This window comes from Streptomyces sp. NPDC045899 (genome assembly GCF_056431485.1).
Map to the genome: position 1 here is coordinate 81,465 of NZ_JBWKKP010000007.1, position 24,189 is coordinate 105,653.

General features: G+C 69.0%; 14 protein-coding genes. 5 read left to right on the forward strand and 9 right to left on the reverse strand.

Annotated features, from left to right (window positions below; genetic code table 11):
• Positions 1-154: 154 nt before the first annotated feature.
• Both AC07FT_RS12915 and AC07FT_RS12920 read right to left on the reverse strand, forming a co-directional pair.
• Entirely contained in the window at positions 155-535 is a 381-nt protein-coding gene (locus AC07FT_RS12915; RefSeq protein WP_479176303.1) for a hypothetical protein, read from the reverse strand.
• Positions 536-734: 199 nt separating this feature from the next.
• Positions 735-977 (reverse strand): DUF6411 family protein, encoded by a 243-nt coding sequence (locus AC07FT_RS12920; protein ID WP_432586698.1) that lies wholly within the window; start codon positions 975-977, stop codon positions 735-737.
• A 521-nt stretch (positions 978-1,498) separates the two neighbouring features.
• On the opposite strand from AC07FT_RS12920, the gene AC07FT_RS12925 reads away from it, so the two are divergent.
• The gene (locus AC07FT_RS12925) at positions 1,499-2,131 is read left to right on the forward strand and encodes a hypothetical protein (RefSeq protein WP_479176304.1); all 633 of its coding nucleotides are present in this window, start codon (positions 1,499-1,501) and stop codon (positions 2,129-2,131) included.
• 494 nt (positions 2,132-2,625) lie between these two features.
• Positions 2,626-5,178 (forward strand): GmrSD restriction endonuclease domain-containing protein, encoded by a 2,553-nt coding sequence (locus AC07FT_RS12930; protein ID WP_479176305.1) that lies wholly within the window; start codon positions 2,626-2,628, stop codon positions 5,176-5,178.
• Positions 5,179-5,294: 116 nt separating this feature from the next.
• Here the strand turns inward: AC07FT_RS12930 and AC07FT_RS12935 are convergent, their stop codons facing one another.
• The 4 genes from AC07FT_RS12935 to AC07FT_RS12950 all read right to left on the reverse strand — a co-directional run bounded on the left by AC07FT_RS12935 (position 5,295) and on the right by AC07FT_RS12950 (position 16,544).
• Positions 5,295-7,571 carry a UvrD-helicase domain-containing protein gene (locus AC07FT_RS12935; protein ID WP_479176306.1) on the reverse strand — a complete coding sequence of 759 codons (2,277 nt, stop codon included), beginning with the start codon at positions 7,569-7,571 and terminating at the stop codon, positions 5,295-5,297.
• Positions 7,568-14,518 carry a DEAD/DEAH box helicase gene (locus AC07FT_RS12940; protein ID WP_479176307.1) on the reverse strand — a complete coding sequence of 2,317 codons (6,951 nt, stop codon included), beginning with the start codon at positions 14,516-14,518 and terminating at the stop codon, positions 7,568-7,570. Before AC07FT_RS12940 ends, AC07FT_RS12935 begins: the two co-directional genes overlap by 4 nt.
• Before the next feature lie 101 nt (positions 14,519-14,619).
• Positions 14,620-15,138, reverse strand: a complete 519-nt coding sequence (locus AC07FT_RS12945) for a hypothetical protein (RefSeq protein ID WP_479176308.1) — start codon at positions 15,136-15,138, stop codon at positions 14,620-14,622.
• Between the two features lie 113 nt (positions 15,139-15,251).
• Entirely contained in the window at positions 15,252-16,544 is a 1,293-nt protein-coding gene (locus AC07FT_RS12950; RefSeq protein ID WP_479176309.1) for an AAA family ATPase, read from the reverse strand.
• 231 nt (positions 16,545-16,775) lie between these two features.
• On the opposite strand from AC07FT_RS12950, the gene AC07FT_RS12955 reads away from it, so the two are divergent.
• Positions 16,776-17,834, forward strand: coding sequence for a beta family protein (locus AC07FT_RS12955; protein ID WP_479176310.1), 1,059 nt, complete (start codon positions 16,776-16,778; stop codon positions 17,832-17,834).
• A gap of 30 nt (positions 17,835-17,864) precedes the next feature.
• On the opposite strand, the gene AC07FT_RS12960 is transcribed toward AC07FT_RS12955, so the two are convergent.
• From AC07FT_RS12960 to AC07FT_RS12970, 3 genes are all read right to left on the reverse strand, one after another.
• A complete protein-coding gene (locus tag AC07FT_RS12960; RefSeq protein WP_479176311.1) occupies positions 17,865-21,788 on the reverse strand; it encodes a caspase, EACC1-associated type in 3,924 nt (1,307 codons plus the stop codon).
• A 6-nt stretch (positions 21,789-21,794) separates the two neighbouring features.
• Complete coding sequence (locus AC07FT_RS12965; protein ID WP_479176312.1) at positions 21,795-22,214, reverse strand: effector-associated constant component EACC1; 420 nt, start codon at positions 22,212-22,214, stop codon at positions 21,795-21,797.
• Between the two features lie 158 nt (positions 22,215-22,372).
• On the reverse strand, positions 22,373-22,876 hold the full coding sequence (locus AC07FT_RS12970; protein ID WP_479176313.1) for an ATP-binding protein: 504 nt from the start codon (positions 22,874-22,876) through the stop codon (positions 22,373-22,375).
• 149 nt (positions 22,877-23,025) lie between these two features.
• Between AC07FT_RS12970 and AC07FT_RS12975 the strand changes: the two genes are divergently transcribed.
• On the forward strand, positions 23,026-23,919 hold the full coding sequence (locus tag AC07FT_RS12975; protein WP_479176428.1) for a helix-turn-helix domain-containing protein: 894 nt from the start codon (positions 23,026-23,028) through the stop codon (positions 23,917-23,919).
• On the forward strand, positions 23,916-24,176 hold the full coding sequence (locus AC07FT_RS12980; protein WP_479176314.1) for a DUF397 domain-containing protein: 261 nt from the start codon (positions 23,916-23,918) through the stop codon (positions 24,174-24,176). Before AC07FT_RS12975 ends, AC07FT_RS12980 begins: the two co-directional genes overlap by 4 nt.
• Positions 24,177-24,189 lie beyond the last annotated feature (13 nt).

The following is a 24,189-nucleotide window of genomic DNA, read 5'->3' on the forward strand; positions in this document are numbered from 1 at the left end:
CGCGATGGGGAATCATGTTAGTGGTGTCGGTCACGGCACCGTGGAAGCAGCGATACTCCAGCACGGCCTCGCTGGCCGACGCCAGCGGGGCAGGGTACGAGGCGCACCCGCTCAGGGCGACGCTGCCCAGCTTCTCGATGGCGCGGACGATCCGTCAGGCCCTTGTACGGGCTTTCCCCGCCTGGCGGAAGTCGAGGTAGGACAGCGCGATGACCAGGAGCGGAGCGATGGTCCACAACAGCGTCAGCCGAAGTCGCCCCTCGGTCAGGACGGCAATCAGGACCACCACGACCACGCTGCCGACGAACCCGAAGAACTGCCGGTAGGAGCCGAAGCCACCGCCTGGCGTCGCGTTCGAGGTAGTGGGGCCGTCCTCGTCGGCGAGCGCGGTTCGTACGGGATGCCCTTCGCCTGCACGTCGAGCCTGCCGCCAGGCGAAAATCCAACGGCTCGATGCGTAGAGCACGAACGCGCCCAGGAAGATCCACCACTCATTGGCGCTGTCGGGGAGAGAACGGGCCATTGTCATGGCCATCGCTTTCCCCTGGTGGAGGGGAGTAGACGATTCCACATTGCGCCGAAAGTCGGGACCGTCCGATCGCGCGGGACCGAACCCGGGATGAACGCATGCGCCTTCAGGGAGTAAGGCGCATGCGTTCGACACCGTGCCGACGATCCAGGGACGCGCAGTTTGCCTCGGTGCGTCCCCGCCCGATCACTACCACGGGAATGGGTCAGAACGGCATATGACCACGGGCGCGCCGACCAGCCGAACCGCTGCGGCCAACAGCCCTGGAACTGCTGCGGAAGGGCTTGCTGAGCGCGCGGCCCAAGATCCCGGGGGCCTTTCCGCCGACACGTGATCCAGCGCCGAGCGTCCGCTGCGTTCCGCGCTCCGGGTGCCGGGACAGACGCGGCACGAGGAATGCAAGGACGAGCAGAACGGCGCAGACGGCGACGATTCCCACGATCACCATGATGGTCCTCCTGAACATGAGCGGTCTTTGCCGAGTGCCCCGGGGAAGCCGGGACATGCGTCATCACCGCGACGCCCCCACATGCGGCTGGGACGGAGCGCTTCAGGAGACACGTTCGACAGCAGGGAAGGTGTGGACCGATTCCGGCGAGGTGCACGACCGACGAGGGCTAAACCAGCGCGACGATTGCGAGGCGGCTCTCCTTCCTAACCCGCCGCCGCTGGCCCGGCTGCTCCGGGAACACCTGGAAGAGTTCGGGACGGGGGAGGACGGACGCCTGTTAACAGTAAGCCGGACAACGTCGTGGCCGCGCCGTCGGACTCGCACGTCTGGAAGGCGACGCGGCAACTGACGCTGCTGCCCGGGCAGGTCTCCTCGGTGCTGGCCGCTTCTGCCTAGACCTGCGGCATGCAGGTGTCTCCCAGTGGCTCAACTCCGGTACTCCCGCTCCGGAAGTGGCCGCATGAGGAGGCGGGAATGTCTGTTGCTGAACGTGAGCCGAGCCAAGGATCGTATCGTGCGTGCCAGACTGGACTGATCTCATAAGCCAAGCGCTCAGCGCCTTACTGGGGACCGTTGTCGGTGGTGCGATCACGGTTTTCGTTGCACGCTGGCAAACCGCCAAGACGATCAATGCACAGGTCAACCTAGCAGCTGAGCAACATGCCGCCAGCGTTCAACTGGCGCGCGCTGGGAGGGAGCAGGAGAACGCGGTGGTCGCAGCCAAGAAACTCCTCGAGCGCTTGGCCGATCTCTATGCGTGGTTACCGTCATTGCCAGACGTCGCTCTTGAAAATCCTAGACTGAGTGACCATGCGCGGATGCGCTGCGCCGAGGCGATGGAGTCCGTCCACCGGGGGATGTTCACCGAACTCTTCTCGATTACCGACACCGAGTTGCGTGAGCGGTATCGAGTGTTGGTACGCCTCGTCTACGACGCGGGGTGGCGTGGGGCCGGAGGCCGACATCCCGAACGGCTGATCCGAGACGTGCGCAACTATCTGCGTTACGTGCAGGTGTCTCTCGGGTTCGTCATAGATGGCGAGCCACTGCCTGTCCACGAAGAGCCTCCGGCCCTCGACCGAGATTCACCTGCCGTCTGGATGCCGTCCAATTCTGCGACGATCTGGCGCGACCCTGCCGATGGCAGCTGAAGGAAGGGACTGTGTGGAGCGACGCTCAGTCTTCGCGTGGCCTGCACATTGGTCCTTCAAGATCCTCACGTGATCACTGGCCTGGGGCTGCCTTCGGTGGCGTCCGGCCGTACCTAAGCGAAGACCCCGCTCCCAGAGTCTGAGCTGATGGCGGGGTCTTTAGGCGCCTCATGCATGGTGCCCTCGGCGAAGGACCCACGGCATCGTGGGGCGCGTGGAGCCGGAGCCGTTGGCCTGGGTCGGTGAGCTTGTGATTCAGACTGCTTTCCGGCTGGCCCGGTAGTTCCATCAGCGTGGCTGAACGTCCGGTGTCCGCAGACCGCACAGGCCCCCATGCCGGGCATGGTGCCGGGCCTATCACAGGTTTCGGCCAAGGTGGCAGAAGAACCCCGAAAATGTACAGATAGCTCTGCTCCCACGATGCAATCTCGTTAGGTTGTCAGCTTTGGGGACGCCGGGCGGAAGGTGCCGGCACAGGGGGAGGCGGAGAACAGGTGGAAGCACGGGAGACAACGTTCGAGCGGCTGATTCAGGGGGACAACCAGTTTCAGATTCCGCTGTATCAGCGCACCTACAGTTGGGATGTCGACGATCATCAGCGGCTGTGGGACGACCTGGTGGAGCAGACGACGTCCGGCTTGGACGCGCCGCAGGCGCCCAGTGGCCATTTCCTCGGGTCGCTGGTGCTCGATCCCCGCCCGCCCATGCCCGACACGGTGCAACGCTGGGTCGTCATCGATGGTCAGCAGCGGTTGACCACGCTGATGCTGCTTGCCTGCGCCCTTCGTGATCACGTGCGGATATTCGACAAGGTCAAGGCCGATCTCATTCACCGCCGGTACTTGATCAACGAAGAGGACTACAGCGGCCTCGACGCCTACCGCCTGCTCCCGACACAGGCCGACCGGCCTTCGTACCTCGCGTGTGTGGACAACGACCCCCGGGCGGGTGGGGACGACAGTATCGGCGTCGCCTACCGGTTCTTCCTTGCGGCGCTGGCCGAGTATGACGCCGCCGGGGAGTGGGACACCGTTCGTCACATCGACCAGGCGTTGCGACACCGGCTTACGCTGGTGACGATCACTGCCGGGCCACAGGACAACGCTTTTCGAATTTTCGAGTCCCTGAACAACACAGGCAAGCCGCTGAGCCAGGCCGACCTTTTGCGCAACTATGTGTTCATGCAGCTCCCGCGTCTGGGCGAGCGCGTGTACGACAAGATATGGCTTCCTCTGCAGACGGAACTCGGGCCGGAGCGACTCACCACTCTGGCGTGGCTGGACCTCGTTCTGCAGGGGCAGTCGCGGGCCACCGTCAGCGACGTCTACCAGGGGCAGCAAAGCCGAATGGGCCGGATTGTCGCTGCTTCCGATGAGGAAGGGCTACGGGACGATCTGGCTCGACTCCGGCGCCTTGGCCACCTGCTCATGCGGGTCTTCGAACCCGAGCGCGAGCCCGACGTCGAGTTGCGCGCGGTGCTGCAGCGTCTTGTCCAGTGGGGCGGGGAAGCCCATTACCCTCCGACACTCCATGTTCTGGACCGGGTGGATCGTGGGACAGTCGAGCCCAGGGAGGCCTTCGAAGCGCTCAGCTTTGTGGAGAGCTTCCTGGTCCGGCGCATGATCTGTCGGGAACCATCGCACAGCGTTCGGCAGATTCTGGCCACGTTGCCTTCGAGTATTGAGCGGGACCGTTCGCTGCCGGAGGCGGTACGCCGCTATCTGTCCGGCCTGCGGCGGGGGTGGCCACGGGACGAGGACCTGCGGGAAGCGATCCGTACCCAGCCCTTCTACTGGCAGGGCAGCAGCCGCCATCGCGCCTACGTGCTCCGGAGGTTCGAGGAGGACTACATGGCTCCGGAGCCGGTCGACTTCTCGCGGGCCTGGGCGACCATCGAGCACGTACTTCCGCAGCGGCCCGGACACGAATGGCTCACCATGCTCGCCGAGGATGCCGAGGAGGGGGAGCGGGCAGAGGATTTGCACGAGACGGTGGTTCACACTCTGGGCAATCTGACCCTGACTGGTGAGAACACACGCCTGTCCAACCACCCCTACGAGCGCAAGCAGCAGATCTTCGACCAGAGCGCCCTGCGGATGAACCGGGAGATTGCCGTCACCGAACGCTGGGGGAGGAAGGAGATTCTCAGCCGCTCCGGTCGGCTTGCTGATCGTGCGGTGCGCATGTGGCCCGGACCAATCGCGGGCGACGACGGTCAGTCCGGTGAGCGCTCGGAATGGCTGCGGCTGAGGAAGGTGCTGGCGGCCTTGCCTTCCGGCAGGTGGGCCACATATAAGGACCTCGCCGCAGTGACCGGAGCCGGCTCTCCGCAGACTGTCGGGAATTATCTGGCCACCCGCACCGATGTCCCCAATGCCTATCGGGTACTGCGGGCTAGCGGTGAGTCTTCGCCCGACTTCGCCTGGCTCGACGGCCGTAAGGAATCTCAGCGTGAGGCGCTCGAGCGTGATGGCGTCCGCTTCAACGGTGCGGTGGCCGACCCTGAACAGAAGCTGACCACGGAAGAACTGGCCGATCTAGCCGGTCTTGACAGGCCCCGTGAGGTACAAGAGGAGGCCGTGGCGACATCTGAGGCCGAGAGCACCATCACCGGCCGTGCGGAGAACTTTGGCAGGTTGCTCAGCGATCACCACCCCGACCTGGCCGATGGGTTGCTGACCCTGTTGCGCAAGTGGGAGACGGATGGGGGGTGGCTCGGATACGGCCTCGCCGAGGAGACGAGCTGTGCGCCGATGCTTCGCGATGGAAACGGCCCGCGGGGTTCGATATGGCCCGTGAGTATCTATCCGCGGTCGGGGGTCGTCGAAGTCGTCTTCGCGCACTTGGCGAGGAGGGAGCCTTTCACCAGGCCGGGGCTGCTTGCGGAACTCCGTGACCGCATCCGGGCGATCCCTGGAGTGACGCTGACCGTCCCCAATGCGGAATTGCCCCGTCGACGGCCGAGCTTTCCGCTGGGCGTCCTGCGCGGCGGTGGGCTGGTGCGATTTGCCGAGATTCTGGAATGGTTCCGTCAACAGAGCCTGTGACGTACGGCGAGCAGCCTTATTCTTTCACTCGGCATGGCCGGGGGTACTACCCCCGGCCATGCCGAGGACGGTTTCTGCCAGCGTCTGTACCTTACCCGAGCCTGGCCTAGCCGAATTTAGCGGCCGATTCTCTCCGTCGCGTCTGTCAATGAGGAACTCAGAAATGGGCTAGGGGTTCCATGCCAAAAGAGATCCACGGTGTCGCGTGCCCGGGTGGCCGCCACAAACAGCAGGGAACGGGATCGCTGGATTTCGTGCCGGTATCGCATGGGGTCCGTATCGCGCAACGCGTTGATGGCTTCCCTGGGCACGAGACCGTCCGTCACCCCAGCTATGATCATCCGCTGGTACTCCAGCCCCTTGAACCGGAACATAGTGCCGATGTGTACGCCGCGGGTGCCGTGTGGCCCGTCGGAACGGATCTCGACCGAGTGGATGCCCTGCAGCTTGAGCGTGTAGCCCACCTCGGCCGCCATCTGGTTGGTGGGCACGCAAATCGCGATCTGCTCGTGCGGAGTAGTCGGCTCCGCAGCCACGTCCCACTCCTTGATCAGCGCGGCGATACCCTCCCGCTCCGAGGCCCAGTCCGGGAACGGGTGCCCGGTCGGTCGGCTGCCGCTAAGCACCGACCGGTAGCCGGACAGGTTCTCTTCGCTGCCGTCGAGGTCGTCGTACTTGGTCTCTCCCAGTACGCCTAGGGCGGAGCCGAGGATCTGCCGGGTCGTACGGTAGCTGAGGCTCAGCTTCGAGGACCGGCCGCGGATATGGATGCCCAGACTGCCGAGGGTCACCTGGTTCTTGTAGATGCGCTGGTGCGTGTCGCCGACCAGGAACAGGTCGTCAGCCGCACAAGGAGCCATCGCGCGCAGCATCTTCCAGTGGGCGGGCCGCAGGTCCTGGGCTTCGTCCACGACGATGTGCCGGTACCGGTGGCGCAGCCAACCTCCCGAGCCGTCCGCCACGTGGACGTTGTCGAGGCCGCCCGCCTCCTCCCGCTGCCGGGCGATGCCGAGGATGCGCTGCTCACGGCCCATCTCCAGGCGCGCGGCACGCTCGGCCACCTGGTCCCAGGTCTGCCGCCCGAGACGGTCGAGTCGCTGAGTGAAGCGTTCGGCGAGCTGCCAGATCTCGGCGCGCTCGGCGCGGCCGATGTTCCTGCCGCGACCGGCACGCCGGGCACGGAAGTAGTCGGTGCGGGTGCCGACGGCCTGTCCCAGGATGACCTGCGTCCACTCTTCGTGCAGGAACTCCGGATCCCAGGTGTTCTCATCGAGCTCGTCGAGCAGCGCACGCCATTCCCGTACTGCCTGGCTGTCGTCGATGGTCTGCTTGCCGTTGCCGGGTTCGGCTTCCCGGACGATCCGCAGCGCCAGCTGATCGACGTGGCTCACCTCGACCCGGGCCAGCAAATCCTCGCCGCCCAGTTCCAGGAGCCGGGAGCGCAGGTCAGCGGCGAGATTCTTGTTGTAGGTCGTCAGCAGGACGGGTTTGTCGCGCCCGGGGGAGAGATGCCGCACGAGATGCCGCACCCGGTGCAGGGCGACGATGGTCTTGCCGGTACCGGGGCCGCCGCCCACCCGGGCGGGGCCGTTGTAGCGCCGTTCGACCAGCTTGGCCTGGGTGGGATGCAGGAAGACCTTCCAGCGGCCGAAGTCGCCGCTTTCCAGCGCCTCCCGGAGGGCTTCGTCCGTCGTGGTGACAACCGTTGCCGGACGCTGTACGGCTGCCGCGAAGTCCTCCCGGTCGACCGGCTCGGCGGTGGCCACAGGCTTCGTCACCTGATCGAGGACGTCGTCGTACGACGCCCCGTCGAACAGCGACAGCAGCACTTCGCCGGTGAGTTGCGGCGCGTACTCGACCAGACCGAGCAACTGGTCCTCGGTGGTGAGCGTGCGGATGACCGGAAGCAAAGGCTCGGCGACGCCCAGGTCCAGCAGTTGCCCGTCGCTCCAGTCGGCGAACAGCGGCCGTGCCGACTCGGGCGGCGCGGGCGCCTGGGCCGCGTCGGGCGCGGTCTTCGAAGAGGGCGGAGGCGGCAGACGGCGCAGCACGCTGTCCTCCACCACTTCCAGGTCCACGTACTCGATACCGCCGGTGACCTGGTTGACGCCGTACGACAGCCGGTCGTAGACATCCTTGCGGTGCTTGACGGAGACGATCAGCCAGTCGTCCTCGGCGAGCCGCAGCAGTAGCGCACGGTACTCGTCGTTGACCCGCGCCGACCACAGCCTGTTGTCGCCCTTGAGCTGCTGGAGTTTGAGGCCGGCGGTGTGCGGGTTGGTCTTGAACTTGTGCTGGAAGTCGAAGAACGCGCCCTTGACCGTGCGGGGGAGCTTGAGAATTTCCTTGTCGGCCTTGTCGAGCAGGCGCAGAGTGACGCCCGAGGTGTTCATCGCTTCGACTCCCCGTCGCTGGTGACCGTGCTGTTCTGCTCCTGGCCGGTGAGACGGGCGATCAGGTGCGCCCCGTCCCAGGCCGTGGCGGTGCGGACCTCCCAGCCCGCGGCCGTGAACGCCTTGTCCCGGTCCTCTGCCTCGTGGTCCGGTTCGGCGCGGTCCACGCGGGGTGCCAGGACCACTCCGATACGTCTGTCGGGCCAGGCCAGTTCGGCCTGCCATCCGTGCTCGTCCAATTCGTAGCCGTCCCGGGGGGCGGGCACACCCGCGTCCGCCAGCGCGTGCGCGAGGCCGGTGAGCCCCGGCTCCTCCGGATCGAGGTATTCGATGACCTGGTCCCAGCCGGGGTCCCGCTTCGGATGGGTAGGCGTGGTTGCTTCGCGCGCCCCGGACTGGGGCGTGACTTGCTCACCACGGGTGGGAGCGGGCACGGCCGGCGTGGCGACGATGGGGACGGCGTGATCTTCCGCCCGTGCCGGTACCGGGATCCGCATCGACGTCAGCCAGCCCACTCCGCCCGTCACGATGAGCGCTTCGGTGGCGAAACCGTCGAGCATGCTGGTCGTGAGCTGGGCGCTGTCACCGCCACCGTGCTCCAGGAACTGCAGCACGTTGCTCCAGTACAGCCAGGCCCGCCAGCGCCGTTTGTGCGCCTGCTCGTCGGCCAGGGCCGCGTCGCCGTCGTCCAGGACGGTGAGCCCCGTCCACACCGGCGGTGTGCGCCTGCCGTCCGCGGCCAGCACGAGACGGCAGCCCGACGCGCCCGGGCCGGACAGCAGGCGCACCGGCCCCGCGGCCCCGGAGGGAGTACCGCCGAGCAGCGCTTCCCGGATGCCCTCGCCGACGCCGTCACCGACGAGGGCGGTCGTACGGATGCCGTCGGTCCCGCTCAGGCCCGCGGCCACCGCCTCCGCCTTCCGCTGCCAGCGCCCGGGCTCCGGGGCACGCAGATAGGCCAGGAGGAGCCGGGCCGGATTGACCCACATCGTTTCGGCAAGCTCGCCGGGCAGACCCCGGCCCACCCGCTCGTAGTAGTCACGGGCGCGCTTCCGGCCGTTCGTGCCGTACGGCTCCCACACAGGATCACTCGGCCCCGCCGCCGCGTACCCGGTGTCCTTGACATGCTGACGCCACTCCTTGACGTCGTGATAGGTCAGCTGGAACACCCGCAGACCTTCGGCTCTGAGCCGGGTCCGCTTCATGGCGTCGTCGGCGAGCCGGTTGTGCTCGCTGGTGGCGTGGTAGGCGTAGCCGTCGAGATACAGAGCCACGCGCGGGCCGGGGGCGTCGAGCCGTTCGAGCAGTAAATCGGGCCGGGTGCCGTCCAGCGCGCGCTGCTGGGAGACGCGCCAGCTCACGGTCGTGCCGTCCGCCGCCGTCAGCCGCAGATCGAGGGCGTACGTACCGGCCGATGTGGTGTACGTGTCCGCGGCTGCCCTGGACTCGGCCAGTTTGGCCCAGTCCTGGAGCGTGTCGATGAACAGGACCTCCAGGTCGCTCTCGGCCTGCCGCTGCAGGGGGATGTGCCGTGTCGTCGCGACCGGCGAGGTCTGCCAGCGCTCGCCTTCCGCGCCGAGCAGCTCGTCGAGCATCTGCCGGACCTCGTTGCGGCTCACCTTGTCGTAGTCGGCGGCCGGGACCCGCCGCAGCAGGCACTGGTGGCAGCCGTCGAGACCCTTCACGCGGCACGCGCACTCCTCGATGACCTCACGCGCCTTGAGGAGCACCTCCCGGAAGCCGTCGGCGGACGCGAGCCGGTGCAGGTAACCGGTGCCGCCGGGCAGCCGGTCGTACACGACGAGGAAGCGCCTCGGCCAGTCCGCGCCCAAGCCGCCCGCGTGGTCGGGCATCGTCGCCTCGGCGATGTCGATGTGGTCGGGGTCGCCGCCGTAACGGGCCGCTATGCCCGCGAACAGGGCGGCGGTGAACGAGGCGAGGCGCTCCTTGACCCGGGCCATCGACGCGGGCAGCAGGATGCGCACGGCCTCCGTGGTCAGCTCGTGCGCGAGCAGCAGCGGCACATCCTGTCCTCTGCCCTGCCCGCCCGAGCCGCCGCCGGTAGTGGATCCCCCGGCGCGGCGACGCGGGCACCACAGCAGATGGTGCCTCGCGGCCGGGGTGCTCGCCGCTCCCGACTCGGTCAGCGCGTGCTGCGGTACGTCCACTACGGGACGCCCTTCGGCGGTCGCCCCGCCGCAACTGGTGCAGACGAAGAACGGGTTGATCCGCACGTCCCGTCCCGCCAGGGGCACCGTGCTGCTGCCGTCCTCGCGGTCCAGCCCGAGATTGAGCGTCCGGATCTTCGCTTGGCGGGTGAAGTCCACTCCGAAGACCGCGGTGTGGTGCCGCCAGGAGCCGGGGGCGAGCCGGTCGGGATCGACATCGACCGTGGTGAGAACCGCGTAGTGCCTACGGTCCCGCTCGTCGCGGTCGTCCCGCACCCGGGCGTCGTCCCGCTTGTCGCGGGAGAACACCCGCCTCGGCTGGAGTACGTACTGCACGCAGCCCGCGTCGGCGATTTCCCGCCTGCCGCAGCGCGGGCATGGGGCGGTGTTGTTCTCGGCGTCCTCGTGCTCGGTGCGTACGTAGCCGCAGGCGGGGCAGAGCCGCCATGCCGACCAGGCCCTGCGATCGGGGCTGCCGATGTCGAGGGCACGTACCACATGGCGGTAGCCGTTGACGTAGAAGCTGTTGCCGGGGGCCAGCTCGGTGAGCGCCAGTTTGCGGGACCGCTCGTAGTCCCGTGTCTCACTGCGGAAGATCTTGCGGGCCGGGCCCTCCTCGGTGCCCGCCTCCTGTCCGTCGTCCTCCTCGCCCGGATTCTCGGACCAATACAGCGTCGCTTCCAGCTGCGTGGTGGTATCGGTCAGGCTGTAGTTGGGCAGCAGACCGAACTCCACCAGGGTGGCGTGGGCGCTCGACTGGCTCAGCTCCCGCAGCAGGTCCCCGGCGCTGCGGCGCTCGGCCAGCAGCTCTCGCCGCTCCCGGTTCTGCGTCTCGTCCGACCGGGCCAGCTGCTCGGCGGCCTCGTCGATCGCGAAGATCCTGCGCCGCAGTTCCTCGCGCCGCCCCGTCCAGTCCTCCTCGGCCTCCTGGAGGGCACGTACGATGCCGTCGGTCGCATACGCCCGCAGCTCCTCGGCCGCGTACGCCGAGACGCCCGTGCCGTCGGAGCCGTCGGACTCTCGCCTGCTGCTGTCTTCGGGGAACAGGGCCAGGAACTCTTCGGCGAGTTCGGCACCGCGGGTCTGCGCGGCATCGGCCAGGTCCTGGCACCATCCGCTGGTCCCGAACAGGGCCGACGACAGCCGGGGGAGCGGTGCCAGCACTTCGCCGTCGGACGTCCGCAGTTCGCCACGGGCCGCGAGGTCCAGCAGTTGGGCCGTGTACTGGCGGCGGAGGATCTCCACGGCGGACAGGTAGCAGCCCGGCGGCAGGATGGTGCCGGCGATCATTTCCTTCGGGTCGTCCAGGTAGTACAGGTCGCGTGCCTTGCGTCCGCCGAAGGCGACCACCAGCGCGTTGCCCGTGTGCCGTCCGGCCCGCCCGGCGCGCTGCACGTAGTTGGCCGGTCCGGCGGGCAGGGAGCCGAGCAGTACGGCGGACAACTCCCCGATGTCGATGCCGAGTTCCAGTGTCGGCGTGCACGACAGCACGTTGGGGTCGGTATAGTGCGTGCCCGCCTTGAAAGTGCGCTCCACCCGCTCCCGCTCCGGGCGGCTGAGCATGCCCGTGTGCTCGGCGGTCACGACACGGAACGTGCCGCCCGTCAGGTAGAGGCGGCGGTAGTAATCGCCGGTGTAGTCCCGCTCCTGCGCGACGCCGCCGAGGTGAGGGAGCCCCGCTTCGTTGCGGGGCACACCTGGCTGTGGTGCGGTCAGCCGCCCCCCGCAGCGGTACCTGGGGCAGGGGTGCCCATACCAGCGCGTGCGCCGCTCGGGCGCTACCACTTGCTGCCAGCCGCAGTCCTCACAGCTGACGAATGCCTTGTTGACGACCTTGTCGCCGAGCAGCCGCACCTGAATGTGCCCCGGCTGCAGCCCGTAGACCCGGGTCTGCCGGTCGCGGGCGGTCCGCACGGCGAGGACGCCTTCCTCGGCGAGCGCGGGCAGCAGCCTGCGCAGATACTCCACGGCCCCGGCGGCATCCAGCGCCAGGCACCTGCGGGTCCAGTCCTGGTACCAGCCCAGGCGCCCTGTGACCGCGTCGAACTCGGACCGGTCCTTCTGCCCGTCCAGCAGGAAGCGAGGTGGGGCGACCCCTTCAGGGAAGGCTGGCATGCCGGGCGGCCTGAGTCCCCAGATGAGGTACCGGTTGCTGCCAGCCTCCTTGATCCAATCGTCCAGCCAGCGGTGCCGCACCGCGCCGCGCATCCGCAGCCGCTCGAGCAGCCCCCGCACATACGCCAGATAGCGCTCGGGCGTGGGCAGGCCCCCTCCCGCCAACAGCTGCCCGGGCAGAGCCAGATGCAGGTCACGGGCGAGGTCCGTGACGCGGTCGGGCTCCGCCACGACGACCTCGGCGGCAGCGGTGCGCGTCAGCTCCAGGGTGCGCCCCATGCGGCTGCGCAGCCCGAACTCCATCACGGTCGCGAACGCCAGCCGCTCCCCGATCAGCTTCCAGGTCCGCGCGTCGCCGGTGCCGCGGCCGGACAGCAGACGGTCGACGCCCGGCTCGTCGTGCAGATCAGGTGGTACCACGGCGGCCAGGGCCTCCGCGTCGTCCACCGAGTCCAGGACATGGCCGATCAGCTCGTTCAGTGCTGTCGGGGCTCCTGAGTCGTCCAGATTGTGGGCGAGGAGCGAACGCAGCGAGAACTTGTACGAGGCGTTGGCTACGTACCCCGCGCGATGCGCCGCGTCCTGAGTGGAGTCGTTGAACAGCAGCGTCTTGCGCTCTTCCGGTACGAGCGCGATGTCGCCGCCGGTGAACAGCTGGGTCACGGCCGCCGAGGCGAGGGCCGCCTGGGCCGTGCCGAGGAAGCGGATGCTGTTGTCGGTGTGGCAGGCCGGGCAGCGGTCGTCTTTCGCCGCGCGGTCGGCGGTCTTCTTGTCGAGCAGGGCCCGCGCGAACCAGGCGTCGACGAGCTCTCCGTCATCACCGGCGGTGGGCAGCCGGTAGGTGCCTTGGCCGCCGTCCAGCACCATGACCGACAGCGGGTCGCCCTTGCCGTCCGTGGGCCGCGCCCCGGTCAGCGCGTCGAGCGCCTGCTGCCGCTCGCCGTGGGTGGCGGAGATGAAGTAGCGGATGCGCCGCTTGTCCCGCCCCACCGCGGCTCGCCAGATGCGGTCCTGCGCCGTCACCAGCTGTTGCGGATCGGCCTCGGGGGACAGCGCCGCCCACCCGGAGCGCCCGCAGTTGCGGCAGTACACGGCGGGCAGGTGCACCTGGGCGGGGCGCGGCGCGGTGTCGGCACCGGGCAGCGGCTGCGGGCTGCTCGCGGAGGACGACGGCCAGCCCCCGGACGAGGCGTCCGGGTCCTCGTCGCCGGGCGGCGCGGCGCTCAGCGCGGCCCGCCGGGCGGCGGTCCGATCGTCCTCGTACCAGCGGAACTCCGGGGCGCGCCCCACTCCGCGCAGCACCCGCGTCACGGGCCGCACCCACAGATGCGCCTCGATGTGCAGCAGGGGCCGGGGCCTGCGCTCATCGGACTCCGGGTCGCGGGCCGCCGACAGCAGCGCCACGAACCGGCCGAGCGCCTGGAGCACCAGCCGCGGGTTCTCCCGCGCGGTGCGGCCCCAGGAGTAGCCGAACCGGGCCAGCCGGTCCCGCAGAGCCCACTCGTCCAGCGGCTCCCCGCTCAGCAGGGACAGCACGCCATGGGTGAAGTCGTGCCGCTTCAGCAGCCGCCCCATACGGAAGGCGTCCAGCCCGGAGCGGCCCAGCAGCCTCGTGGCGAGAGCGTCCAGATCCAGCAGGTCGGGCTGGGCCTCCACGTCCGGCCCGCCGGATACCGCCACCACTTCTTGCGGGGAGGGCGGCTCCTCCAGCTCGTAGTCCACGGATCCGGTGAACTCATCTGCGGTCAGCCGCTCCTCGCCGATGATCGCGTCAGCGGGGAACGGCATCCCGAACACCCGCGCCGCCACGTCGAGGACGCCCCCGGCCCCGCTGTCCGGTGCCCCCTCGCCGAGCGTGGCCGAGGTCGCCACCGGGCAGATCGACCCCAGCGGCCTGCCGGGCCGGGACGCGCCAGTGGCGGCGGCCAGCCGGCGCAACAGCATCGCGACGTCGGTGCCCTGAGCCCCGTCGTACGTGTGGAACTCGTCCAGCACGACATAGGTGAGGTCGGCGCCTTCCCACAGGCTCCGGTCCTCCCCGCGCTGCAGCAGCAGGTCGAGCATCTTGTAGTTGGTGATCAGCACGTCGGGCGGGGACACTCGCATCTCCTCCCGGCGCGTCATCACTCGCCGGAAGTCGGTGTCGGGCCGGTCGCCGATGTAGAGGCCCGCGGTGACCTGTGCCAACTCCGGCCGCGCCAGATACTCCCCGATGCGCCCCGCCTGGTCGGTGGCGAGCGCGTTCATCGGATACAGCAGAACCGCCTTGACTCCGCCCCGCCCCTCGGCCTTCTGCCGCCGGCAGTGGTCCAGTACGGGAACGAGGAACGACTCCGTCTTGCCGGAGCCGGTGCCGGTCGTCACCAGAGTCGGCTGGGCGGCGCCGCGCAGGGTGGACAGCCGCGCCCACGCCTTCGCCTGGTGCCGCCACGGCACGAACCCCGGGAACCCGGCCGCTCCCTCCACGTCATGCTGCCAGCCGTCTTCGGCGAGGTGGAACGGTGTCCTGATCCGCAGGTAGGGTCCCCGGAAGATGCCGGTCTCGGGATGTCCGAGGAAGCGTTCGAGGGCGCTTCTGGTGTCCTCGTCGGCGAGGGCGTACGTCGTCGTGAGGTACTGCGTCAGACTGCCGCGCAGCTGCGCGGCGGCCATGGTGGGCTTCACGACGGTCCCCCTTGCGATGCCGGTGCCCTGATGATCGATACCACGGTATACGGGGGTGCTGACAGCCCCTGCCGCGATAAGTTGGGCAACGAGCCCGATACCTACTTCTTCCAGCTTGCCAGTTCGTCGGCAAAGTCCCTGAACGACCGGTTATTGCCACTCGGCCGGGCGCTGACATGGCCGAGTTCCACGGCCGCAGCCATGATCGTCGGGGAGTCGGACTCCCGGTACGGAGGTTTGCCCAAGTGCCTCTTGAGGTGCTCCTTGGGGTCGGCCAGCTTGGTGAGGTCTTTCCGGCAGTCCTCCGGTCGCATGGCCCAGTTGCGTTTCACCTTCGGGAACGCGGCGGGGAAGAGCATCAGCCAGGACTCCATCTCCACAGCGGAAAGCGCGAGCGCGGTGTCGCAGGGGATGTTCTTGCGGAGTTGGGCCGTGATCTTGTCCCGGACCTGCTCGTACGTCTCGGCCGAGACCTTGTCCAGGTCGGCGTGGATGACGATGCCCGCAAGCTCGGCCCCGACCGATGCCGCCTTGGTCAGCGCGTTCTTGCGTAACGTGTCGATCCGCGGGCTGAGCTGCAATTGGGCGGGCGCGAGCCTGATCTTGTCGTTGATCGTCACGACTTTGGGGCACCTGGGGAAAAGAGCGGGTATCAGGTGCTGGAGCACCCTCCGGTCGTTCTCGCTCTCGCCGGCGACCACGATGACCGACCGCTGCCGGCCTCGGGCGGGGCTCACAGCGTCCCGCCGACTGACCCGGAGTACCAGAGGTTCCCCATGGGCTCGTACTCGGACACCTCCACGACCCGACGGGTGTCGCTTGCCTTCCGCGCCGGGATGACGGAGGCGCCGCTGCGGCGGCGCTCGCAGGGGACGAACTCCTCGGGCTCCAACTCGTTGACGAAGACCGGCGAATGGGTGGTGACCAGGTACTGGCTCCGCTCGCTCGCCTCGCGCAGCCGTTCCGCGAGGAGGCTCAGCGCATGCGGATGGATGCCGTGGTCGATCTCCTCGATGCACGTCAACAGCGGCGGATTCGGATCATGGAAGATCGCGAGCATGCACAGGATGCGGACGGTGCCCCACGATGCCTCGGTCAGGCGCGTGCGCCCCCGGAGGCCGTCTTCCTCCAGTTCGACAGCGATGCGGTCGACGTGCCCAGGAACATCCACGATGTGGATTTCACGGATCTGCGGTACCACTCGTCTGACGTCTTCCATCAGGGCTTCCCAGACGATTCGGTCACCGTCCTCGTCTCTGATGTCCCGAAGGGTCTTCAGGAAATCGGCCAGGTTGGAGGCGTTGTCCTCCAGGCTTCGTCCTGACTTGGTGATGGGAGAGGGCTTCCGGGCCTCCCGGACGTCCGGATCGAAGACCCGGATCTCGGAAAGGTGGCTGCTCACCTTGCCCACGACGTGGGCGGATGGGCTGCCGTCGGTCAGCGGCAACAGCTGGTCCTGGTGCAGGGCGGACGCCATGCGCCCGACATTGACCGCCCCGTCCGCTCCGTCGGCGTCCAGTGGACTGCTGACCGTCAAGGAACCGCTCGTCAGCTCCACCGACGTCTCGGTGCCCTCTGCCGGATGCTGCGTGAAGCTCTCGCGCCGGTACATCGAGTAGCGTTTGCGAGCCCCCTCGGGCTGCCGGGTGCGCGAGACTCTCAACTCGTAGCGGTCCGGCGCTTCCTCCGACGCGAAGTCGGACCAGATGCCCTCAACTCCAACGGTGATGCGCGACACCGGCTTCCGGCCGCCGCGGAAGGCCAGGGCGTCGAATCCGCCCCGTTCTTCCAGGGCCGACTCGATCCCTTTGCGGGACACATCACCCAGAAACTCCAGGGCGTGCAGAACGTTTGACTTGCCTGCCGCGTTGGGGCCGACCATCACGGTCAAGGGGCCCAGAGGCAGCTTCGTGTCGGTCAAGGTGCGGAAGTTGCGCACCGTCAGCCTCGTTAAGCGGTGGTTCAAGCCTCGCGCCAATCGTGAACGGCCGGGGCGCGAAGCACCCGGCGGACTGCTCCGGCGCACGGCGGACGGATCACACGCACTTGGCTGAACAGTACTCAGTCCCCCACGTGCGCCGTTCACATGAAGTGACCGGCCACCGAGCATCACAAACAGTACATCCTGTGTCACAGCTGTACCAGGTACTTGCCGGTTCCAGCCATCCGGACCGAAAGGGCCTCTTTCCGGCGTCTTGCCGTCCGCCGATCCTGACGAGAAGGGAAAGCGCGCGGGCAGTGCCGAGGGGGAGCCGCGATGGCCGAACCGCTCTACGTTCCCGTCCTACCCGTCCGGCAGCACGCCCGGATGGCCTACGAAGATGTCCGGCCAGACATACAGGCCGCGATTGCCCCGCTGTGGAACCTTCCGCCGTGCCCCGGAATGCCCGCGTCGGCGCTGACGAAGGCCCGCTGGCAGAGGGAACTGAGCAAGGTGAGGGGAGCGCACCGCCGTCATCCCGGCTGGCTCGATGCCCCGTTCGCCGAGGAGGCGCAGCTACCGGCGCTCGCGGAGATCCTGGCCGAGTGCACCGGGCTCTCCCGCCTGCTCCGACCGGTGACCGGGCCCGAGCGCGGCATGGCCCAGCAGTCGGCCGCCCTGGGGACAGCTCACCGCTATGGCTGCGGGGTCGGCATTCGTGTGGGCGTGCCGGGGGAGTGGGGCGGTCGTACGACCGAAGCGGTTGGCCAACTCCTGGGACGGGCCGCCCCCGACGTGCCCGTCGATCTGCTGCTGGACCTGGGCAGCGTCCTCCCCGGCCGCCCCGACGCGGGCAAGGAGGCGCTGCGGGCCCTGGACGCCCTGTACCCCCTGGCGGCCTGGCGCACGGCCGCCGTTCTCGGCGGGAGCTTCCCCCGGGTCACGGACGACATGCTGGAACTGGGAGAGCTTCACGAAGAACCCCGCGCCGACTGGCAGATGTGGAGCGAGGTAGGGGTGAGCGGCCGCGACTACCTGTCGCGGCTCGCGTATGGCGACTACGGCGTGCAGCCAGTCACCGCTCTTGCTCAGGTGCAGGGCGGCGGAGGCCCGCCTTGGGGTCTCCTCCGCTACACCACCGACGACTGGTTCGTACTGTGCAAGGTTCTGAACGGCGGCCCCGACCGCACGGCGAGCATCCGAACGGCGGCTCGTGGGATCCGCGATCTACCGGAGTTCAGGGGAGCCTCGGCCGGCGCCGGGGAGACCTGGCTGCGCGACTGCGCCGACGGCCCCCTCTCGTCCAGCAAGGGCACCGGACAGGTCATGGACTGGCTGCGGGCCGGGAATGTCCAGCACATGTCCCACGTCGTCCGGTGCCTTCTGGGACGTTGACCCGGCCTGCCCGCCTGGGCGTGGACCGGGTCAGTCGAACAGCGGTGCCAGCATCTCCGCGCCCGCCATGATCCGCCACGCCGGCACCCGCACCGTCCGGCCCACCTCGCATGCCTTCGCCCCGTGCCCACCGGACGGCAGCCCGGTCAGCAGATCACTGCGGGCATGCGTCAGCCGCAGGTGCCTCGCCGGGTCCCGGCCGGGCAGCGGCCCCGTGTCGATCAGTACCGCCGTGTTCTCTCCGTCCACCGTGAACAGCAGATCCACCACATGGCCGCCGACGACCGCAGCGCGCTCCAGATCGGTGATGCCGCGCTCGCCCAAGTACTGCTGAAGCCGGTCGGCGAGCTCCTCGCGGAACGCGGTGCCCGGTCCGGCCGCACTCTGCATGCCGCCGACGGCGTCCCCGGCGCCCGAGCCGTGGTCGGAATCGGCCCCCAGCGGCGCCGAGCGCCCGGCGAGCATCGCGGGAAGACCACTCTGACCCTGCCAGAACGCGTGGCTGCCCACGGTGATCAGCTGCGACTTGGCCCGTGTGATCGCCACGTTCCACAGGTTGACCTGGCTGGCCACCCAGTGGGTCGTCCTCGGCGGGGTGTTGAGCGTGGCCACCGGGCTCAGCACCATCACGTCGCGCTGCCCGCCCTGGAACGCGTGCACGGTCCCCACCCGCACCCGGTCGTCGTCGCGCCACACCCGCGCCAGCGCCTGCTTCTGCGCCCGGAACGGCGTCACCACGCCGACCGTCGCGTCCTGCGGCAGCCGCGCGAGCAGTTCGTCCACCACCCGCCGCACGGCCTCGGCCTCGGCCTCGTTGCGCCAGGACTGTCCGCCACTGCCCCGCGCCGACTCGCCGCCCGGTACGTCCGCCCAGCCGAGCACCGGCGCCGGATCGGCCGCCCCCACCGGGTCGAGTGCCGGAACCTGCCGCCGTACGTCGGTGAGCACTTGCAACTGCCCTGCGTAGCAGTAGCCGTTGACCACATCGGCGATCCGCGGATGGCAGCGGTAGTGCTCGTCGAGCAGCAGCGCGGCGTCGCCATGCTGCGCGGCCGCGTGGTACGCGGAGTGCACGTGGTACGCGAGCCGGTGGTCCTCCAGTTGTGCCGCGCTCAGCCCGGCCCTGAACCTCGCCTGCCGCTCCTGCTGCGGCGCGATCTTGGTGATGTGGCCCAGCTGCATCGGGTCGCCGATGATCAGCGCCCGCCGGGCCCGGAAGAGCAGCGGCAGCACCGACGGAATGGAGCACTGGCTGGCCTCGTCGATGATGACGAGGTCGAACAGCTTCGGGGCGAGTTCGAGCTGTCGCACTGAGTGGGTGCTGATCGCCCATCCCTTGAGGTGCGCCATCAGGTTCTGCTGGCTCTTCCGGAGCCCCCGACGGCTCCGCAGCGCCTGGAGCCGTTGCCCCATCAGCCCTTGTGCCCGCGACAGTGCCTCCGCCGACACCGCCCGGGACAGTTCCGCGGACAGCTCCGACAGGGCACCCGCCGTCTCCAGCCGCACCTGCTTCAGCCCGTCTTCGTCCCACTCGGTGTGCCCGGGTACGAGCTCCCGCAGTCGGCGCTCCACGGCCACCGCGTCCGCCAGGGCCGCCAGCAACTCCGGCGGCACGGGCCGCTGGTTCGCCCACCCCGGCCACAGCGGGCCGTCACCCTCCGGGGCGCCGGCCGCCGTGACCAGCGCGGCCAGAGCCCGTGCCCTGCGCCACCCGCCGAGCAGCCACCGGCCGGCCCCGGCCGCCTTCCGGGCCCTGCTCTCCCAGCGGCCCAGCGCGGCCGTACCGTCCCCGGCCGCCGCAGTCGCCCACGCGGACTCCAGCAGGGTCAGCGGCAGCTCCAGCGCGGCCGCCCGCTCGATCCGTTCACGGAGCAGGTCCAGCAGCCGCTCCTCCTCGCCGACACGGCGTTCCGCCTCCGCCCGCTGCCCGTCGGCCCGCGTACGGGTGTTGCGCAGGTCCCCGCCCACGGTCGCCGAACCCCGCCGCGGGGCCTCGGTGGGCTCGCCGAGCAGCCGCTCCAGCTTCTCGGCTTCCTCCTTCAGCGCCTTCGCGTTGCCCGTCCGCATCATGAGCCCCGGCGCGATGGCATCGCAGCGCTCGGCTACGACGTCCACCGCCTCGTTGTTCGTGGACGCGACCAGCACGGACTGCCCGGCGGCGACACAGGTGGTGACGGTGGCCGTGACCACCTCGCTCTTGCCCGTGCCGGGCGGCCCCGTGGCCACCGTCAGCGCACGCGTCATCGCCGAGGAGACCACCAGCTCCTGACTCTCGTTGCACGGCCCTGGCGCCACCACGACGGCCGGGGACCCCGCCCCCGCCTCCTCCTCACCGCCGCTCAGCAGCGCGTCCAGCGCGGTGCCGGGGATCTGCCCGGTCCGCGCCGACATCTGCAGCAGGTTGTCCACCAGACCCTGCGTCGCGTTCGCCTCCACGCCGGACGGCACCAGCAGGACGGCCGCGTTGTGCGCGCCGGGCCGCAGCGCCTCATTCACGGTCCGCTCACTGAGCGCGGACGGATCGAGCGGCTCCAGCTCCGGCAGCTTCAGCTCCTCCAGCAACTGCCGCACGGCCCGCAGCATCTGCGTGTCGTTGCCCTCCTGCCAGGTCGGCTGCCAGCCGGCGATGAGGTCGGCCGCGTCGTCCGTGTCGAGCAGTTCCGAGATGACACCGGTGTGCAGGGACGGCACCCCGGTCGGCCGCAGTACGTCCTGGCCGTTCTCGTCCGGCGCGAGTTCCATCTGCTGGACCAGCAGCGGCGCGATCATCACCGGCGTACGGCGCCCCCGGCCGCCTCCCTCGCGGACGGGGAGCGTGACGGCGGGATAGCCGTACCAGTACTCCTGCTGCGTTCCCGCGTCGCCGTCGTCCCGGCCTCGCCTGGCCTGGGGCCTGGACAGTTTCCCGGGTGCCCGAAAGGTCGAACCTCGCCCCGACTGGATGATCTCCTCGTCCCTGCCCAGCAGGAAATACCCCGAGTCCCGCTCCTTGTCGCGGTCGGGCAGCATCCCGGCCGCCGCCTCGGCAGTGAGGCACTGCACGTAGTAGTGCAGCAGCCGCTGCCAGTCCACGCCGTCCCGCGCGTCCAGCAACGCCAGCTGGCGGGCTTTCAGCAGGGCGGGGGACGGCTGCGATTGCGCCCCCTCCATCGCGTCACGCGGTGGCGTCGGGAGGTGGACGGGACGCGCCACGGACAGCGCGAAAGGCAGGCTCCGCGTGGCGCGGAACGTGGACTTGGTGGGGCGCTGTTCCTCGGGCACGCCCTTGCGCGTCATCTGAGCCGTCAGGTACTCGAACAGGTCGTCCGGATTGATCCAGCCGCCGCCCTTGATGTGTCCGTTCCGCAGCCCCTCCACGATCTCTCCGGTGAACCGGGACGTGCCGAGCGTGGAGCCGGGCGGCGCCATCGCGGAGGCCGACTGCAGCGCGTCGGACGCCGTGATGAAGTACACGCCCGTCGGCCGCAGCAGGGTGCTGGGCACGGGCCGCTCGTCAGCGTCGCCCGGGGCGCCCTTGGCGATCCAGCCCTGGACGACGGACCCGCTGGAGCAGCAGTCCAGCAGTACGAGCTTCGACGGAGCACGGCAGGACTGGAGCACCCGCTCCAGGAACTGTGCCGGTACGGCCGTGCCCGGCAGGTCGTCGGGGTCGGCGTCCCGGGTGAGGAAGTACAGCTGGTTGTCGTCCTCGCAGAACTCGCCGTGCCCGCTGAAGTACAGCAGAGCCGTCTCGCTCGGCTGCCGCTCCTCCAGGAACGTCTCAATGGCGTGCAGCATCTCGGCGCGGGTCGGCTCGGCGACCATCGCGCAGTCGTTGTACATGCCGATCTCGGTGTTCTCCAGCACCGCCCGCATGTAATGCAGATCGGCGCGGACGGGCGGGAGATCGGGGTAGGCGTCGCTGTCGTACGTGGAGACGCCGACGAGCATCGCGTACCGGTCGTTGTCGGTCATGCGCGCTCAGCCCGCCGTCGTCGCGTCGCCGTCGTCGTCCTCGTGGTTGGCCGCGGGCTCGCCGTCGGCCGCGAAGAACCGCGCGATCCGCTCGTCGTCCTCGCGTGCATCCTTGCCCGTGATCTGGAGGGTCGCGCCGTCGGGCCGCCTGACGACGATCGTCCGCTGCGGTACGCGGGCCAGCCAGAGCTGTACCCCGGCCACGACCAGCGAGCCGGCACTGATCAACACTCCGATCGTGTCGACGGACAGCCCGCCCTTGTCCGTACCCCCGGGCATGCGCTGCCGGGGGACGTCCAGGGTCGCGCCCGGATCGGCGTCGGCGATCTCGGCGAGGAGCTCGCGCGCCTCCTTACGGGCGCGTAACGGGTCCTCGTCGAGGATGGAGATCCGGTATCCGGTCCCGTCGTTGGGTGTGGTGGTCACGGCGCTTCCCCCTGGGCTTCCGCAGTGTGGACGGGCCGCGTGGGCGCATGCCCGCACGGAGCGCACGAGGTTAGTCCGCGGGACTGACAACGGGCGCGTTAGATTCCGGAAACCGCTGGTCATTGGCGCGAAATCGGCTGGTGTCGGTCACACGTCCTTCACCGGAGGCGTAGCTCCGCCCATACGGTCTTCCCCGGTCCGCTGACGCGCGGGGTGACCGCCCAACGGGTCGCCAGCTGGGCGACGATGAGCAGACCCCGGCCCGACTCGACGTCGCCCGGCGGCTCGTGGGCGGTCAGCGGCGGTACGCGTTCGGTGCGGGTGTCGGGGACCTCGACGCGGAGCGCGTCCCCGGTCTCGGTCAGGCGGACGCGGAAGTCCCGGCCGGGTACGTGCCCGTGGCGGATGGCGTTCGCGGCCAACTCGGCGCTGATCAGTGTCAGTGTTTCGTTGAGGCGGCCGTCGTACGGGTGGCCCCAGGTGTCCAGCCGGTGGGAGACGAGCCGACGGGCGAGGCGAGCGCCGTGCCGCGAGGACGTGAACCGCATGGAGAACTCGCGGAGGAAGTGGGGGTGGTTGGTCCGGGCCGGGTGGGCCTCGGCGGGAGCGGGCTTGTGAGCCTGGCTGGTGACCCCCTGTGCGGGGGAATTCTCGCTGTTCATATGGCCCACGCTTCCGCCCTGGTCCTAGCGTGACGAGATACGACGCGCACACGGGCTGTCGCTGTATGTGGCCGAGGCGCGCGTGTAGGCGGGGCGGAGCGTGACGGGCCGACGCGGGGGCGCGTTGGCCGGGGAGGCGGTTGATGGAGATGAGCGAACCGACAGATGTGGAGAGCGACGGCGTGGCGGGCCTCGGCGAGGGGCAGCAGCCTGAGCCGGGGGCGGAGGCGGGTGCGGAACCAGAGGTCAACTCGGGCATTGTGCGGGTGTTCGGGCGGCAGCTCAAGTGCTGCCGGGTGCGGGCGGGGCTGGAACGCCCCGAGTTCGCGTCGATGGTCGGGTACTCGGTGTCCACGATCGCCGCATACGAGCAGGGGCGGCGTATCCCGCCGCCCCGGTTGATCGACCGGGCGGACGAGCTGCTGGACGCGGGCGGTGTCCTCCTGGAGATGAAGGGGGAGATGGAGAAGGCGCATTATCCGCCGTTCTTCCAGGACGCGGCGCGGTTGGAGGCGCAGGCGGTCGAGCTGCATGTGTACGCGAACCAGGCGGCGCCTGGGTTGTTGCAGACGAGGGAGTACGCACGGGCGGTGTTCGGAATGATGCGTCCACCATTGGACGTGGATTCCATCGCGCATCGAGTTGCGGCCCGCCTCGCACGTCAAGAGGTGTTTGCCAAACGTCCCGAGCCGTTGATGAGCTTCGTCATCGATGAGTCGGTACTTCGAAGGCCGATCGGCGGCCGGGGCGTGTTGCGTGGCCAGATGGAGCAGCTCTTGCTGGCCGGACAGAAGCGGACGGTTGAGATCCAGATCATGCCTCTGGGTAGCGAAGAGAATGCTGGACTTGCTGGTCCCTTCACCTTGATCGAGACAGGTGAAGGGCGCAGGATCGCTTATGTTGAGGTTCAGAACGTTAGCCACGTACACACCGAGCGACGGCTCGTGAAGGGGCTTGAGATCAAGTACGGAATGCTACGTGCACAGGCGCTCACGCCTCAGGCGTCGCTCAACTACGTTGAGGAGCTGCTGGGAGAGCTATGAAAGCCAGGGTTCGGGAGTGCGCATCTGAGCTTGTTTGGGCCAAGAGCAGCTACAGCAGTGAGGAAGGCGGCGAATGCGTCGAAGTTGCCATGGAATGGCATAAGTCCAGCCACAGCAGCGGAGCGGGTGGCGAATGTGTCGAGGTGGCTTCCTGTCTCCACGCTGTCCACATACGCGACTCCAAGGACGTAGCCCGCCCCGGCCTCAGGGTCGGTGCTGCCGCCTGGGCCGCGTTCGTCAACTTCGCGGGCCGATAAGAGTCGCCGCCAG